The following is a 16,255-nucleotide window of genomic DNA, read 5'->3' on the forward strand; positions in this document are numbered from 1 at the left end:
CATGCCTCCTTCGACGCTCACGCCCGCTCGCGCGGCGGGTACCGGGCCGGCCGCACGCACGGCGCGGGCCGGTGCGATCCGTCCGGCCGCGCCGCGCTGGCTCGCGCCGGCCAAGGTGCTGGTGTTCGCGGCCGGCCTCTATCCGCTCGCGCGTCTCGTGCTGTTCGGGCTGACCGACCGGCTCGGCGCGAATCCGATCGAATTCATCACGCGCTCGACGGGCCTCTGGACGCTCGTCATGTTGTGCATCACGCTCGCCGTCACGCCGCTGCGGCGCATGACGGGGTTCGCGGCGCTGCTGCGTTTTCGCCGGATGATCGGGCTGTTCGCGTTCTTTTACGCGACGCTGCACTTCACGACCTACCTGTGGTTCGACAAGTGGTTCGACGTCGTCGCGATCCTGAAGGACGTCGGCAAGCGTCCGTTCATCACGGTCGGCTTCGCCGCGTTCGTGCTGCTGATCCCGCTCGCCGCGACGTCGACGCGCGCGATGGTGCGCCGGCTCGGCCGCCACTGGGCGACGCTGCATCGTGCGATCTATGCGGTCGCACTGTTCGGCGTGCTGCACTTCTGGTGGATGCGCGCCGGCAAGCACAATCTCGCGCAGCCGAAGCTCTACGCGGCGATCGTCGCGGCGCTGCTCGGCTGGCGGCTGCTTGCGTGGGGATGGCGGCGCGTGCGTGCGTGACGGCGCAGCCCGAAAAAACAAAAGGCGATGATCGTGAAATCATCGCCTTGTTTCGCCAGCCGCGCGAGCCGCGTTGTGTCGTTACTTCGCGGCGGCCGGACCCGATGCCGGTGCGGGCATGGTCGATGCGCCGCTCGACAGCTCGGGCGACAGCGTGAGCGGCGAACCCGACGTATCGGGTGTATCGTCGGACGACGCGTTTTCATCGGTCGGCTTCACGTCCGACGGCGGCGTGTTCTGCTGCTGGAGCGGCTTGGGCATCGGGGGTACGGTGGGCAGATAAAGCGCGCCGCTTTGACCGCAGCCGGCAAGAATCGCCAAAGCCGCTACAATCGCGCTCATCCGGAAAACGACTCGCATGATCGTCCCTGAACAATTGAACCGATAGAGTTTAGCATGTCCGATACCGAATACCTGACCCGTGCCGAGGCCGTGCTGATGGCCGTCGAGCGTACCGTCGACGCCGCGAACGACGGCGACCACGACATCGATCTGGAGCGCAACGGCAGCGTCCTGACGCTGACGTTCGAGAACGGCTCGAAGATCATCGTCAACCTGCAGCCGCCGATGAAGGAAGTGTGGATCGCCGCGAAGGCGGGCGGATTCCACTACCGTTTCATCGACGGCGAGTGGCGCGATACGCGCACGGGCACCGAGTTCTTCTCGGCGCTCACCGAATACGCGACTCAGCAGGCCGGCCTGCCGATCACGTTCAGCCTGTGAGCCTGTGACGCGCCCGGGGCGCCGGACCCCGAGCGTCGCAGCCAAAGAAAAAGCGCCCCGCGGGGCGCTTTTTCATGTCCGGGCCGTGCGTCAGTGGCCGCGGAACAGGTTCATGATGTCCTGCTTTTCCTGCTCGTCGACGTGCGGTACGGCTTCGTCGACGTTCTGCGCGGCCGGCGCCTGCGGCACGCCGACCGTCGACACGAAGCCGTGACCCGGCGTGAATTCGGTGAAGTACAGCTCGCTGCCGAGCGACTCGACACCTTCGGGCATCGTCGGCTTGAACTCGGGCACGCCCTTCAGCGCCGCGCCCATGTACTCGATCCAGACCGGCAGCGACAGGCCGCCGCCCGTTTCGCGATCGCCGAGGCTGCGCGGGTTGTCGTAGCCGATCCACGCGATCGCGGCGAGCGTGTGCTGGTAGCCGGCGAACCACGCGTCGTGCGAATCGTTCGTCGTGCCGGTCTTGCCCGCGAGGTCGGTGCGCTTCAGGATGTTGGTCCGTGCGCCCGTGCCGCGCTGCGCGACGCTCTGCAGCAGGCTGTTCATCACGTATGCGTTGCGCGCGTCGATCGCGCGCGGCGCGTTCTGCTCGGCGACGAGCGGCTGCGCACGCGCGACGATCGCGCCGTTCGGATCGGTGACTTCGGCGATCAGGTACGGATTGACGCGGTAGCCGCCGTTCGCGAACACCGAGTACGCGCCGGCCATCTGCAGCGGCGTGACCTGGCCCGCGCCGAGCGCCATCGGCAGGTAGGCCGGATGACGGTCGGCGTCGAAGCCGAAGCGCGTGATGTACTGCTGCGCGTACTTCGTGCCGATGTGGTTCAGGATCCGGATCGACACGAGGTTGCGCGAGCGCTGCAGCGCGGTGCGCATCGACATCGGGCCTTCGAAGCCGCCGCCGTAGTTCTTCGGCTCCCACGGCTGGCCGCCCGTTTCGGCAGCGCTGAAGTACAGCGGGCCGTCGTTGATCACGGTTGCCGGCCCGAGGCCCTTGTCGAGCGACGCCGAGTAGATGAACGGTTTGAACGACGAACCCGGCTGCCGCCATGCCTGCGTGACGTGATTGAACTTGTTCTTGTTGTAGTCGAAGCCGCCGACGAGCGAGCGGATCGCGCCGTCCTGCGGGACGATCGACAGGAACGCGCCTTCGACCTGCGGCAATTGCGTGATCGACCATTTGCCGGTGTCGTTCTTCACGACGCGGACGATCGCACCGGGGCGGATGCGGCGGTTCGGCTGCGCGCTGGCCGACAGCGCACCCGACGCGAAGCGCAGGTTGTCGCCCTCGACCGTCGCCGTGCTGCCGTCGATGAAGGCCACCGTGATCTGGCGCGGGCTCGCGGCCGTGACGACCGCGGCAATCAGTTCGCCGTTGTCGGGGTGTTCGAGCAGCGCGTCGTCGATCGCCTGTTCGCGGTCGTCGGCACCGGCGGGCAGTTCGATGAAGCCTTCCGGCCCGCGATAGCCGTGGCGACGCTCGTAATCCATGATGCCCTTGCGCAGCGCGGTGTACGCGACCTGCTGGTCCGCGGAATCGATCGTCGTGACGACGTTGAAGCCGCGCGTGTAGGTTTCCTCGCGGTACTGCGCGTACATCATCTGTCTGACCATTTCCGCGACGTACTCGGCGTGCACGCTGAAATCGCGGCCCGGGCCCTTGACGACGAGCGGCTGCGCGGAGGCTTCGTCGTACTGCTCGCGCGTGATGAAGTTCAGCTCGAGCATCCGCTGCAGGATGTATTCCTGGCGGACCTTCGCGCGTTTCGGATTGACGACCGGGTTGTACGCGGACGGCGCCTTCGGCAGCCCCGCGAGCATCGCGGCTTCCGCGAGCGAGATGTCCTTCAGGTCCTTGCCGAAATAGACCCGCGCGGCGCTCGCGAAGCCGTACGCGCGCTGGCCGAGATAGATCTGATTCATGTAGACCTCGAGAATCTGATCCTTCGTCAGCGCGCGCTCGATCCGGTACGCGAGCAGCATCTCGTAGATCTTGCGCGTGTAGGTCTTCTCGCTCGACAGGAAGAAGTTGCGCGCGACCTGCATCGTGATCGTGCTCGCGCCCTGCGACGCATGGCCGTTCGTCAGCGCGACGAAGCCGGCGCGGATGATGCCGGTGAGGTCGACGCCGCCGTGATCGTAGAACCGCGCGTCCTCGATCGCGAGGATCGCCTTCTTCAACGAGTCGGGCACGTCCTTGAAATGGACGACGTCGCGGCGCTCCTCGCCGAATTCGCCGATCAGCACGTGATCGGACGTGTAGATGCGCAGCGGCACCTTCGGGCGATAGTCGGTCAGCGCGTCGAGCGACGGCATGTTCGGCCAGGCGACGACGAGCGCGTAGCCGAGCACGAGGCCGCCGGCCACGACGAGGGCCACGCACATCGCGGCGAAGCCGAGCAGGACTTTTTGCCACCAGGGCCGTTTCTTCGGCTCCGGGGCAGGAGGCGGGGACGTAGGAGTCGTGGATTGCATAGGCATACCGGAAAACAGTCCCGCGATTATAGCTGCCCGGTAAGACCGGTCCTGACGCGGGGGGCGGCCGCCGGAAAGCCGCCGGTCGGCATGCCGTCAGTATGACCCGCGCACGGCCGCCGCCGGCCGCTGCTGGCCGTTTGGCCGACTGTCGGCGGCGCGCGCCGCTTTGCAGAATCAGGTCTCGGAAACGCGGCGTGGGCCGCGACGATTTCGGGAGGCTGGGATGGCGGGACGATGGGTAGCACGGTTTGCGCAGGGCAGGCACCGGTCGACGGGAATCGACGTCGGCGCCGGCGAGGTGAGGGTGGTCGTGCTGAGCCGGCGCGGCCGGGGTGCGGATGTGCGGGTCGAGGGGCTCGAGCGGGAGCCGGTCGGGCTGGCGGGCGGCCCGGAAGACGCTCGCTGGGCCGCGGTCGCCCGTGCGCTGGCGGCAGCCGTCGCGCGGCTGTCGGCGGCCGACGTGCGGTGCGATGCACGCGGCGTGATGGCGCTGCATGATGACGAAATACGTACCGCGACGCTCGACCTGGCCGGCCGTCACGACATCCCGGACGCCGCGCGGCAGGCGGCCGAGCGCATCTCGGGGCTGGCGCCGGACAGTTTCGCGTTCGACTGGCGGCAGCACGGCGGCGCGCGCTCCGGCGAGATCGCGGTGACCGTGGCCCCGCTCGCGCTGCTCGAACGGCGGATCGACGTGGCCGCCCAGGCCGGTATCGACCTGACGGCGGTCGACGGCGAGTCGGCCGCCATGCTGCGCGCGCTGCGCTATGCCGCGCAATTCGAACTCGATGCTCAGGGTTCCTACGCCGCGCTCTGGTTCCGCGATTCGGGGGTGCGCGGCTGGCGCATCGACGGGCCGTTGGCGGTGCCGGTGCTCACGCTGTCCGGCACGCTGCCGGAGGCGCTCCCCGATGCACTGCGCCGGCGCGCGCTCGGCGCCGTGCGCTGCGTATTCGTCGCCGGGGACGAGCGAAGCATCGCGCGCTTCGAAACCTCCGTCGCCGAGATTGGTGACGTGCTCGGCTCGGCGGTGGTGCCGTTCGACTGCACGAGCTGGGACGGGCAGCCGTGCGCGCCCGCCGGCATGCCGGGCGGCCCGGCATTCGCCGTTGCGTTCGGGCTGGCGCTGCGCGGAGTGTGGGAATGACGGCCGATCAGGCGGCACTCGGCGGCTTCAACCTGCTGCCGTACCGCGAACGGCTGGCGCACGCGTTGCGGCGTCGCCGGGCCGGGCAGTGCGCGACGGCGATCCTGCTCGGCGTGCTCGGCACCTTGCTGTGGACGGGCGCGGCCACCTGGATGCGGTGGCGCACGGATGCCGCGCGCGCGGGTGTGGAAACGCGGCAGCGACAGTTGCAGCCGCAGGTGAGTGCAGCGACGCGCGCCGCCGATGCGGCGGCTGTCATCGCGCGGCGCGACGCGCAGGCCGCCGCGCTTGCCGCACCGCACGGGCGCGTCGCGGGGCTGCTGGCGACACTGGTGCAGGTGCGCGACGACGGCGTCCGGCTCGACGCGCTGCGCACGACACCGGCAGGGGCCGTGCTCGATGTGCGGGCCACGAGCTACCGGGCGGCCGCGCGATGGCTCGCCGCGATGGCACGCGAGCAGCGTGACTGGAGGATCGACGTGGATGCGTTGACGCCTGCGTCGAGTGCGCGGGCGCTGCTGGCCGGGATGCCGTTCCGGTTCTCGGTTCAATTGCGCTGGCACGATGCGATGCCGTCGCGGACGGCGTCGGGAGGTGGCGCATGACGGCGATCACGCACTGGCCAGTGCCACGTGGCGTTGCGTGGCCGCGCGGCATGCCGCGGGTCTCGCCGGCGGCCATGCAGGCCGCCGGCTGCGTGCTGGCGTTCGTGGCCGTGCTGGCAGGCGGCATTCATCTGGCGAATGCGGCCGACTGGAGCGGGCTCGCGCATAGTCGCGCGTTGCTGGTGGCCGCGCAGGGGCGCGCGGCCGACGCGCAGCGCATGCTCGAATCCGCGGAGCGACGGCGCAGCGCCCATCCGGCGCCGGCGCATGACGATCGCGCGTCGCGTGCGCCGGAATGGGCCGCGCTGATGCTGGAGCTGGCCGATCTCGCTGCGTCGAGCGGGCTGCACGGCGTATCGATCGAGCCGCAGCGCACCGATGGCGCGGCGCCGGCTGGCCGGCGCACCGTCCGCATCGTCGCGGATGGCGGCTTTCGCGCGTTGTCGAGGATGGTCGGCGGGCTGGTGCGCTTTCCGGTGCTGGCGGTGCCGTCGGCGCTGCGTGTCGAGCGCGGCATGCAGTCCACGCGGGTGGACATGTCTGTCGACGTGTTTCCGGCGCTGCCGGCCGCATCGCCCGCAGGCGGCACGGTGCCGCTTCAGGCTGATGCGCTCGACGCCGATCCGTTCGGCGGTGAAGCCGATGGCGTGGCGGCCCGGCTCGCCGGCACGATTCGCGACGCGCGTGCCGGTCTCGCCTTGTTCGACGACGGCGACGGCGCGTTCACGGCCGTGATGCCCGGCGAAGCAATCGGGGCGGCGCGCGTGGTGCGCGTCGAGTCCGCGGCGGTGATGCTCGCGACGGCGGACGGCGCGCACCGGGTCGCGTTCGACGATGGAGGGCGGCCATGACGAAGTACGGCCATTGGGCGCTCGCCGTCTGGGCCGGATCGACGGCGGCCTGCGCAGGCGCGTCGTTGCCGCCGCTGCCGGCAGTCTGGCCTGCCGCGTCGATGGAGGCACCGGTGCCGGGTCTGCCGCTGCCGCACGGGAGGGTAGACGGTGCGGACAACGCGGTTGCGGAGGAAGCCGGCCCGCCTCCGATCGACCAGGCCGCTCGTGCGGCGCTTCGGACGGAGCCAGCCGCACCGGCACCGCAGCTGGAGGGGCCGCCGATTCCGTTGGCGCCGCCGGCCCGGATGAGCGACGCCGCGGCACGGCAACCCGGCGATGCGGACGACGCGCGGCGGATCTCGCTGAATCTGCAGGGCGCCGGGCTCGCGGCCGCGTTCGACGCGTTCGCGAGGTTCACGGGGCTCAATATCGTCGTCGGCGAGCAGGTGCGCGGCACGGTCACGTTACGTCTGAACAATGTCCGCTGGCGCGAGGCCTTCGACACGCTGCTCGACACGCACGGGCTCGCGATGTCCCGGCGCGGCAACGTGATCTGGGTCACGCCGGCGGCCGACCTGGCCGCCCGCGAGCGCGAGCGCTTCGAAATGCATGCGCGGGCCGCCGATCTGGAGCCGCTGGCGAGCCGCACTTTCGCGCTGCACTACCCGCGCGCGCAGGACGTGCAGCGGCTGCTGGCCGGCGCGACCGGTCAGCGCCTGCTGTCGAAGCGCGGCGCCGCGGCGGCCGATCCGCGCACGAACCTGCTGTTCGTCACCGATCTCGCGCCGCGCATCGCGCAGATCGCGGGCCTGATCGACGCGATCGACCGGCCGTCGCGGCAGGTCCGGATCGAGGCGCGCATCGTCGAAGGCGAACAGGGTTTCTCGCGCAACCTCGGCGTGCGCGTCGCGCTGCGGGCGCAGGGGCGGCCGTCGGCGGGCGAGAGCGCCACGTTTACGGCCGATGCGCGCAACGCGCTCGACCTGGCCGCGCGGCCGCTCGGCGGCTTCGACGCAGCGACTGCCGGCTTCACGCTGTTCGCCGCGCCGCTCAGCCGCGTACTCGACGTCGAACTGAGCGCGCTCGAGGCGCAAGGGCGGGGCCAGATCGTTTCGCGGCCGCGCGTGGTGACGGCCGACCGCGTCAAGGCCATCGTCGAGCAGGGTTCGGAGCTGCCGTACCAGGCGAAGGTGGGCAACGGCATGAGCGGCGTGCAGTTCCGCCGCGCGACGCTCAAGCTCGAGGTCGAGCCGCAGATCACGCCGGACGGGCGCGTGGTGCTCGACCTGGACGTGACGAAGGACAGCGTCGGCGAGCCGACGGCGGCCGGCCCCGCCATCCATACGAAGCATGTACAGACACGTGTCGAGGTCGAGAATGGCGGGACGGTCGCAATCGGTGGTATCTATGAACAACTGAACCGGAACGATGTGACGCGCGTGCCGCTCTTGGGCAAAATACCGTTTCTGGGCGCACTTTTCCGGCACCGCGCGCAGCGCGACCAGCGCAACGAACTGGTCGTGTTCATCACGCCGACCGTCGTCGATGCGCGCTGCGATGCGCACGGCCCGGGCGGCGCGGATGCCGATAAAACGGGGCCGGAAGCCGCCGGCGCAGGCTCGACAAGGCAGCCGCTTTGCCAGTAAGCTGCGCCACACACCAGCAAGATTGAAGCAGAGGAAGCCGTTGCAAGCGCGGGACCCACATGCAAACGTATTTTTCGTCGGCCTTATGGGAGCGGGTAAGACCACCGTGGGCCGTGCGGTCGCGCGTCGTCTCGACAGGACGTTCTTCGACTCCGACCACGAAATCGAGGCCCGCACGGGCGCGCGCATTCCGGTGATCTTCGAGCTGGAAGGCGAGGCCGGGTTTCGCGATCGCGAAACGCAGGTGATCACCGATCTCACGCAGCGCGAGAACATCGTGCTCGCGACGGGCGGCGGCGCGGTGCTGCGCCCGGAAAATCGCGACTGCCTGAAAAGCAACGGCATCGTCGTCTATCTGCGCGCCAATCCGCACGATCTGTGGCTGCGCACGCGCAAGGACAAGAACCGCCCGCTGCTGCAGACCGAAGATCCGAAGGGGCGTCTCGAAGCGCTGTACGAAGTGCGCGATCCGCTGTACCGCGAATGCGCGGATTTCGTCATCGAGACCGGCCGTCCGTCGGTCAACGGTCTCGTCAACATGGTGCTGATGCAACTCGAACTGGCGGGCGTCATCGCCAAGCCGCTACAAGCATGATTACTGTCAACGTCGATCTGGGCGACCGCGCCTATCCGATTCACATTGGTGCCGGCCTGATCGGCCGCACCGAGCTGTTCGCGCCTCACATCAAGGGTTCGTCCGTCACGATCGTCACCAACACGACGGTCGATCCGCTCTACGGCGACGCGCTGCGCGCGGCGCTCGCGCCGCTCGGCAAGCGCGTGTCGACAGTCGTGCTGCCGGACGGCGAGGCGTACAAGAACTGGGAAACGCTGAACCTGATCTTCGACGGCCTGCTGACCGAACGCGCGGATCGCAAGACGACGCTCGTCGCGCTCGGCGGCGGCGTGATCGGCGACATGACGGGCTTTGCCGCTGCGTGCTACATGCGCGGCGTGCCGTTCATCCAGGTGCCGACGACGCTGTTGTCGCAAGTCGATTCGTCGGTCGGCGGCAAGACGGGCATCAACCACCCGCTCGGCAAGAACATGATCGGCGCGTTCTACCAGCCGCAGGCCGTGATCGCGGACATCGGCGCGCTGTCGACGCTGCCCGATCGCGAACTGGCGGCCGGCGTCGCCGAAGTCATCAAGACCGGCGCGATCGCCGATGCCGAGTTCTTCGACTGGATCGAGGCGAACGTCGACGCGCTGAACCGTCGCGAGCCGGCGGCGCTCGCGCACGCCGTGAAGCGTTCGTGCGAGATCAAGGCGAGCGTCGTCGCGGCCGACGAGCGTGAAGGCGGCCTGCGCGCAATCCTGAATTTCGGCCACACGTTCGGCCACGCGATCGAGGCCGGGCTCGGCTACGGCGAGTGGCTGCACGGCGAGGCGGTCGGCTGCGGGATGGTGATGGCGGGCGACCTGTCGGCGCGGCTCGGCCTGCTCGACGAAGCGTCGCGGCGGCGCCTCGACGCGGTGATCGCGGCCGCGCGTCTTCCGACCCGCGGGCCTGCGCTCGGCGACGCACGCTACATGGACCTGATGCGTGTCGACAAGAAGGCCGAGGCCGGCGCGATCAAGTTCATCCTGCTGAAGCGATTCGGCGATACGCTGATCACCGAGGCGCCGGACGAAGCCGTGTTCGCTACACTGGCGCAGACGACGCGCTAACGACGGCCCGGATGCCCCGGCGCCCCTGACATGGAGGAGACGTGAGCGAGACATCCAGCAGCACACTGCCCGAAGCCAGCCGCGCATCCGCTGCGCCGGTGGCCGAGCCGCCGACGCTGGCGGCGCTGGAAGCCCATCTCGCTCCGTATGCCGCCCACGCGTCGCAGTCGCGTGGGCGCCGCCATCCGGAAACCCCACCGGCGGCGCGCACCGAATTCCAGCGCGATCGCGATCGCATCGTCCATTCGACCGCGTTCCGCCGGCTCGAATACAAGACGCAGGTCTTCGTCAATCACGAAGGCGACCTGTTCCGCACCCGCCTCACGCACAGCCTCGAAGTCGCGCAGATCGCGCGCTCGGTCGCGCGCAACCTGCGGCTGAACGAGGATCTCGTCGAAGCGATCTCGCTCGCGCACGATCTCGGCCATACGCCGTTCGGCCATGCCGGGCAGGACGCGCTGAATGCGTGCATGCGCGACCACGGCGGCTTCGAGCACAACCTGCAGAGCCTCGCGGTCGTCGACGAGCTCGAGGAGCACTACGGCGCATTCAACGGGCTGAACCTGTGCTTCGAGACGCGCGAAGGCATCCTGAAGCATTGCTCGCGCGAGAACGCGCGCAAGCTCGGCGCGCTCGGCGAGCGCTTCCTGCACGGACGCCAGCCGTCGCTCGAAGCTCAGCTCGCGAACATCGCCGATGAAATCGCCTACAACAACCACGACGTCGACGACGGCCTGCGTTCCGGCCTGATCACGATCGAGCAGCTCGCGGAAGTCGAGCTGTGGCAGCGCCACTACGAAGAAGCGCTCGCCGAATTCCCGCACCTCGAAGGCCGCCGGCTCGTGCACGAGACGGTGCGCCGCATCATCAACACGCTGATCGTCGACCTGATCGACGAAACCACGCGCAACCTCGTGCGCGTGGCGCCTGCGTCGCTCGACGACGTGCGCGCCGCACCGCCGCTCGTGTCGCACAGCGCGACGGTCGCCGCGCAGGCGGCCGCGCTCAAGCGTTTCCTCTTCAAGAACCTGTATCGCCACTACAAGGTGATGCGCATGGCGAGCAAGGCGCAACGCGTCGTCACGGGGCTGTTCGACGCGTTCATCGACGATCCGCGCCTGCTGCCGCCGCCGTACCAGTCCGACGACGCGGCGCAGCAGCCGCGTCTCGTCGCGCACTATATCGCCGGCATGACCGACCGCTTCGCGCTGAAGGAATATCAGCGCCTGTTCGTCATCAGCGACAACTGACTGTCACAAACGATCACTAGACTTCGCCGGTTCAATGGCGACGGGAATGTTGCACACGCTGTTGGTAACGTTTTCATAGGAGAGGTCGATGAAGAAGAAGCCTGCGGGGACACTGGTTCGTTCGATCGCGCTCGGCGGCGCGCTGATGTTCGGGGTGCAGCACGTGGCGCTCGCCGCGACGGAAATTCAGTTCTGGCATGCGATGGAGGCCGCGCTCGGCGAACGGGTCAATGCGATCGCCGACCAGTTCAACGCGTCGCAAAGCGACTACAAGATCGTGCCGGTCTTCAAGGGCACCTACGACCAGGCGCTCGCGGCCGGCATCGCCGCGTATCGCAGCGGCAACGCACCGGCGATCCTCCAGGTCTACGAAGTCGGCACGGCCACGATGATGCAGGCGAAGAAGGCCGTCGTGCCGGTCTACGACGTGTTCAAGCAGGCCGGCGTGCCGCTCGACGAAAAGGCGTTCGTGCCGACCATCGCGAGCTACTACAGCGACGCGAAGACGGGCCATCTCGTGTCGATGCCGTTCAACAGCTCGACGCCGGTGCTGTACTACAACAAGGACGCGTTCAAGAAGGCCGGCCTCGACCCGAACCAGCCGCCGAAGACGTGGGCCGACGTGAAGGCCGATGCCGAGAAGCTGCGCAAGTCGGGGATGGCGTGCGGCTTCACGACCGGCTGGCAGGGCTGGATCCAGCTCGAGAACTACAGCGCGTGGCACGGGCTGCCGTTCGCGACCCGCAACAACGGCTTCGACGGCACCGACGCCGTCCTCGAATTCAACAAGCCGCAACAGATCGAGCACGTGTCGTTCCTGCAGCAGATGGCGAAGGACGGCACGTTCACGTACGCGGGCCGCAAGGATGAAGCGTCGGCGAAGTTCTACAGCGGCGACTGCGGGATCCTGACGACGTCGTCGGGCGCGCTCGCGAACGTGCAGAAGTTCGCGAAGTTCAGCTACGGCACCGGCATGCTGCCGTACGACGCGAACGTGAAGGGCGCACCGCAGAACGCGATCATCGGCGGCGCGAGCCTGTGGGTGCTGGCCGGCAAGGATCCGGCGACCTACAAGGGTGTCGCGAAATTCCTCGCGTACCTCGCAACGCCCGCCGTTGCCGCGAAGTGGCACCAGGACACGGGCTACCTGCCGGTCACGACCGCCGCTTACGACCTCACGCGCCAGCAGGGCTTCTACGCGAAGAATCCGAGCGCCGAAACCGCGATCAAGCAGATGCTGAACAAGCCGCCGCTGCCGTACACGAAGGGGCTGCGCCTGGGCAACATGCCGCAGATCCGCACGATCGTCGACGAGGAGTTCGAACAGGTCTGGGCGCAGAAGAAGTCGCCGAAGGATGCGCTCGATTCGGCCGCGTCGCGTGGCGACGAGTTGCTGCGCCGCTTCGAGAAGTCGGGCGGCTGAGCACGCATCGCTTCGTGCCGCCGGCGGCATCGCGCGCGAGCGCATGCCGGCCGGCGGCGCGGTTTCCTTTCCGCTTCGCCTGACCGGATATCCGCGATGCAATCCCGTTCCCGTTTCGGTACGAGCCTGGTGCCGTACCTGCTGATCGCGCCGCAGCTCGCGATCACGGCCGTGTTCTTCCTGTGGCCGGCCGGCGTCGCGCTGTGGCAGTCGACGCAGATGCAGGACGCGTTCGGCACATCGAGCGAATTCGTCGGCTTCGCGAACTTCACGCACCTGTTCGCCGATCCGCTGTATCTCGATTCATTTCGCACGACGCTCGTGTTCAGCGGGCTCGTCACGGTGAGCGGGCTCGTCGTGTCGCTGCTGCTCGCCGCGTGCGCCGATCGCGTGATTCGCGGCGCACGCGTGTACCGCACGCTGCTGATCTGGCCGTACGCGGTCGCGCCGACGATCGCGGCCGTGCTGTGGGCGTTCCTGTTCAACCCGAGCATCGGCCTGATCACCTATGCGCTCGCGAAGGGCGGCATCGTGTGGAACCATGCGCTGAACGGCGAACAGGCGATGTTCCTCGTCGTGCTGGCGTCGGTGTGGAAGCAGGTGAGCTACAACTTCCTGTTCTTCTACGCGGGCCTGCAGGCGATTCCGCGCTCGCTGATCGAGGCGGCGGCGATCGACGGCGCCGGGCCGGTGCGGCGCTTCTTCAACATCGTGCTGCCGCTGCTGTCGCCGACGAGTTTCTTCCTGCTGGTCGTGAACCTCGTCTACGCGTTCTTCGACACCTTCCCGGTGATCGATGCGGCGACCGGCGGCGGCCCGGCGCAAAGCACGAAGACGCTGATCTACAAGATCTTCGCGGAAGGCTTCCAGGGGCTCGACATCGGCAGCTCGGGCGCGCAGTCGGTCGTGCTGATGATCATCGTCGTCGGGCTCACGGTGATCCAGTTCCGCTTCGTCGAACGCAGGGTGCAATACGCATGATCGAAAATCGCAAGGGCTTCGACCTGTTCTGCCATGCGGTGCTGATCGCGGGCGTCGTGCTGATCGTGTTCCCCGTCTACGTCGCGTTCTGCGCGGCGACGATGAACGCGCAGGAAGTGTTCACGGTGCCGCTGTCGCTCGTGCCGAGCTCGCACCTGTTCGAGAACGTCGCGCATATCTGGTCGCACGGCAGCGGCGGCACGACGGCGCCGTTCGGCCGCCTGCTCGTGAACAGCTTCGCGATGGCGCTCGGCATCGCGGTCGGCAAGATCGCGGTGTCGATCCTGTCCGCGTACGCGATCGTCTATTTCCGCTTTCCGTTTCGCAACACGGCGTTCTGGCTGATCTTCGTCACGCTGATGCTGCCGGTGGAAGTGCGGATCTTTCCGACCGTGCAGGTGGTGTCGACGCTGCACCTGACGAACACGTACGGCGGGCTCACGATGCCGCTGATCGCGTCGGCGACCGCGACGTTCCTGTTCCGCCAGTTCTTCATGACGCTGCCCGACGAGCTGATGGACGCCGCGCGCATCGACGGCGCGGGGCCGCTGCGCTTCTTCTGGGACGTCGTGCTGCCGCTGTCGAAGACGAGCATCGCGGCGCTGTTCGTGATCACGTTCATCTACGGCTGGAACCAGTATCTGTGGCCGATCCTGATCACGACGGAGGCTTCGCTGTCGACGGCGGTGGTGGGTATCAAGACGATGATCGCGAGCGGCGACGCCGCGACCGAATGGCAATACGTGATGGCGGCGACGCTGCTGGCGATGATTCCGCCGCTCGTCGTCGTGCTGGCGATGCAGCGCTGGTTCGTGCGCGGCCTCGTCGATTCCGAGAAATGAACCACGGACGTAACCGGGAGAAGGACCAGGTATGGCTGCGCTGAGCTTGAAGGGCGTCAGGAAATCCTACGACGGCAAGCAGCACGTGCTGCACGGCATCGACGTGGAGATCGCGGACGGCGAATTCATCGTGCTGGTCGGCCCGTCGGGCTGCGGCAAATCGACGTTGCTGCGGATGATCGCGGGGCTCGAGTCCGTGACGGACGGCGAGATCGCGATCGGCGAACGCGTCGTCAACACGCTGGAGCCGAAGGATCGCGACATCGCGATGGTGTTCCAGAACTATGCGCTGTACCCGCACATGACGGTCGCGCAGAACATGGGCTACGGGCTGAAGATCCGAGGAATCGAGCGCGCGACGATCGATTCGAGGGTGGCCGCGGCCGCGAAGATCCTCGAACTGGAGCCGCTGCTCGCGCGGCGGCCGCGCGAGCTGTCGGGCGGCCAGCGGCAGCGCGTCGCAATGGGCCGCGCGATCGTGCGCGAGCCGTCGGTGTTCCTGTTCGACGAGCCGTTGTCGAACCTCGACGCGAAGCTGCGCGTGCAGATGCGGCTCGAGATCCAGCGGCTGCATGCGCGGCTCGCGACGACGAGCGTCTACGTGACGCACGACCAGATCGAGGCGATGACGCTCGCGCAGCGCGTGATCGTGATGAACCGCGGCTACGCGGAGCAGATCGGCGCGCCGGTCGACGTGTACGAGAAGCCGGCGACGGTGTTCGTCGCGGGCTTCATCGGCTCGCCGGCGATGAACCTGATGCACGGCCGGCTGTCGGAAGACGGTGCGACCTTCACGGTCGCGGGCGGCGGCCCTGCGCTGCCGGTCGCCGGCGCACCCGGCATCGGCGCGGCGATCGCCCCCGGGCGCGACTGGGTGCTCGGCGTGCGTCCCGAACACATGACGCCGCAGCCGGGCGTCGCGCAGGCGACGCTGCCGGTCGACTCGTGCGAGCTGCTCGGCGCGGACAACCTCGCGCACGGCCGCTGGGGCAATCACGACGTCGCGGTGCGCCTGCCGCACGCGGACCGTCCTGCGCGCGGCACGGCGCTGGCGGCCGCGCTGCCCGCGCACCGGCTGCATTTCTTCGATCCCGAAACCGGCAAGCGTGCCGGCTGACCCCGTTGCACTTGCCGAGAGACCGACGATGACCTTCCGCACCGACTGGCCCTATCCGCGCGTCGTCGCCCATCGCGGCGGCGGCACGCTCGCGCCGGAGAACACGCTTGCCGCGCTCGACGAGGGCGCGCGGCGCGGGCACCGGATGGTCGAGTTCGACGCGAAGCTGTCGGCCGACGACGTGACGTTCCTGCTGCACGACGACACGGTCGACCGGACCTCGAACGGCACGGGTGCGGCGGCGGGCATGCGTTATGCGGCGCTGGCGGCGCTCGATGCGGGCGCGTGGCGCGACGCGCGTTTCGCGGGCGAGCGGATGCCGACGCTCGAGGCCGCGGCGGCGCGCTGCATCGCGCACGGGCTGGCCGCGAACGTCGAGATCAAGCCGTGCCCGGGGCGCGAGCGCGAGACCGGGCAGCGCGTCGCGGCCGACGCGGCCGCGTACTGGCGCGATGCCGCGGTGCCTCCGCTGCTGTCGTCGTTCTCGTTCGATGCACTGCAGCAGGCGCGCGCGACCGTGCCGGCGCTGCCGCGCGGGATGCTCTACGAAGCCGTGCCGGACGACTGGCATGCCCAGGTCGTCGATGCGCTCGACTGCGTATCGTTGCATGCAGACCACAAAAAGCTCGACGAACCGCTCGTGCGCGCGATCAAGGCGGCCGGTCTGCGCATCCTGGTTTACACGGTGAACGACCTCGAACGGGCGCGCGAACTCGCGCGCTGGGGCGTCGATTCGGTCTGCACGGACCGCATCGACCTGATCGCGCCCGATGCGCTGGACGACATCGCCATCGTCTGACGGCAGCGGTCGCTGCGGGGTCCGGTGAAACTTTTGCCCGGAACGTGCC

The 16,255-nt window shown here is 68.5% G+C and carries 16 protein-coding genes; 14 read left to right on the plus strand and 2 right to left on the minus strand.

The features are described 5' to 3' along the window. Window position 1 precedes the first annotated feature (1 nt). A complete protein-coding gene (gene msrQ, locus AC5LXX_RS01630) occupies window positions 2-688 on the plus strand; it encodes a protein-methionine-sulfoxide reductase heme-binding subunit MsrQ (protein ID WP_493410282.1) in 687 nt (228 codons plus the stop codon). Between the two features lie 81 nt (window positions 689-769). Here msrQ and lptM read toward each other — a convergent pair whose 3' ends face one another. After that, complete coding sequence (gene lptM, locus AC5LXX_RS01635) at window positions 770-1,048, minus strand: LPS translocon maturation chaperone LptM (RefSeq protein ID WP_124453478.1); 279 nt, start codon at window positions 1,046-1,048, stop codon at window positions 770-772. A 36-nt stretch (window positions 1,049-1,084) separates the two neighbouring features. Here lptM and cyaY point away from each other — a divergent pair, with 36 nt between their 5' ends. Next, window positions 1,085-1,411 (plus strand): iron donor protein CyaY, encoded by a 327-nt coding sequence (gene cyaY, locus AC5LXX_RS01640; RefSeq protein ID WP_124453476.1) that lies wholly within the window; start codon window positions 1,085-1,087, stop codon window positions 1,409-1,411. A 90-nt stretch (window positions 1,412-1,501) separates the two neighbouring features. Here cyaY and AC5LXX_RS01645 read toward each other — a convergent pair whose 3' ends face one another. After that, window positions 1,502-3,889, minus strand: a complete 2,388-nt coding sequence (locus AC5LXX_RS01645) for a penicillin-binding protein 1A (protein ID WP_493410283.1) — start codon at window positions 3,887-3,889, stop codon at window positions 1,502-1,504. 226 nt (window positions 3,890-4,115) lie between these two features. Here AC5LXX_RS01645 and AC5LXX_RS01650 point away from each other — a divergent pair, with 226 nt between their 5' ends. From AC5LXX_RS01650 to ugpQ, 12 genes are all read left to right on the plus strand, one after another. Continuing rightward, the gene (locus AC5LXX_RS01650) at window positions 4,116-5,039 is read left to right on the plus strand and encodes a competence protein ComA (protein WP_493410284.1); all 924 of its coding nucleotides are present in this window, start codon (window positions 4,116-4,118) and stop codon (window positions 5,037-5,039) included. Next, complete coding sequence (locus AC5LXX_RS01655; protein WP_493410285.1) at window positions 5,036-5,644, plus strand: fimbrial protein; 609 nt, start codon at window positions 5,036-5,038, stop codon at window positions 5,642-5,644. Before AC5LXX_RS01650 ends, AC5LXX_RS01655 begins: the two co-directional genes overlap by 4 nt. Then, window positions 5,641-6,495, plus strand: a complete 855-nt coding sequence (locus tag AC5LXX_RS01660) for a pilus assembly protein (protein WP_493410286.1) — start codon at window positions 5,641-5,643, stop codon at window positions 6,493-6,495. Before AC5LXX_RS01655 ends, AC5LXX_RS01660 begins: the two co-directional genes overlap by 4 nt. Continuing rightward, window positions 6,492-8,123, plus strand: a complete 1,632-nt coding sequence (locus AC5LXX_RS01665; protein ID WP_493410287.1) for a type IV pilus secretin PilQ — start codon at window positions 6,492-6,494, stop codon at window positions 8,121-8,123. Before AC5LXX_RS01660 ends, AC5LXX_RS01665 begins: the two co-directional genes overlap by 4 nt. Window positions 8,124-8,163: 40 nt before the next feature. After that, window positions 8,164-8,718 carry a shikimate kinase AroK gene (aroK, locus tag AC5LXX_RS01670; RefSeq protein WP_322083558.1) on the plus strand — a complete coding sequence of 185 codons (555 nt, stop codon included), beginning with the start codon at window positions 8,164-8,166 and terminating at the stop codon, window positions 8,716-8,718. Beyond that, window positions 8,715-9,794: a 3-dehydroquinate synthase gene (aroB, locus tag AC5LXX_RS01675; protein WP_493410288.1), complete on the plus strand. Its 1,080-nt coding sequence runs from the start codon at window positions 8,715-8,717 to the stop codon at window positions 9,792-9,794. Before aroK ends, aroB begins: the two co-directional genes overlap by 4 nt. Window positions 9,795-9,835: 41 nt before the next feature. After that, window positions 9,836-11,044 (plus strand): deoxyguanosinetriphosphate triphosphohydrolase, encoded by a 1,209-nt coding sequence (locus tag AC5LXX_RS01680; RefSeq protein WP_493410289.1) that lies wholly within the window; start codon window positions 9,836-9,838, stop codon window positions 11,042-11,044. An 88-nt stretch (window positions 11,045-11,132) separates the two neighbouring features. Continuing rightward, window positions 11,133-12,467: a sn-glycerol-3-phosphate ABC transporter substrate-binding protein UgpB gene (ugpB, locus tag AC5LXX_RS01685; protein WP_493410290.1), complete on the plus strand. Its 1,335-nt coding sequence runs from the start codon at window positions 11,133-11,135 to the stop codon at window positions 12,465-12,467. Window positions 12,468-12,563: 96 nt separating this feature from the next. Further along, window positions 12,564-13,448, plus strand: a complete 885-nt coding sequence (gene ugpA / locus AC5LXX_RS01690; RefSeq protein WP_493410291.1) for a sn-glycerol-3-phosphate ABC transporter permease UgpA — start codon at window positions 12,564-12,566, stop codon at window positions 13,446-13,448. Next, window positions 13,445-14,290: a sn-glycerol-3-phosphate ABC transporter permease UgpE gene (ugpE, locus tag AC5LXX_RS01695; protein ID WP_124453457.1), complete on the plus strand. Its 846-nt coding sequence runs from the start codon at window positions 13,445-13,447 to the stop codon at window positions 14,288-14,290. The genes ugpA and ugpE overlap by 4 nt, the downstream gene beginning before the upstream one ends. 31 nt (window positions 14,291-14,321) lie before the next feature. Further along, window positions 14,322-15,407, plus strand: coding sequence for a sn-glycerol-3-phosphate import ATP-binding protein UgpC (locus tag AC5LXX_RS01700; RefSeq protein WP_493410292.1), 1,086 nt, complete (start codon window positions 14,322-14,324; stop codon window positions 15,405-15,407). 28 nt (window positions 15,408-15,435) lie between these two features. Continuing rightward, a complete protein-coding gene (gene ugpQ / locus AC5LXX_RS01705; protein ID WP_493410293.1) occupies window positions 15,436-16,206 on the plus strand; it encodes a glycerophosphodiester phosphodiesterase in 771 nt (256 codons plus the stop codon). Window positions 16,207-16,255: the final 49 nt, after the last annotated feature.

This window comes from Burkholderia torrens (genome assembly GCF_984668525.1).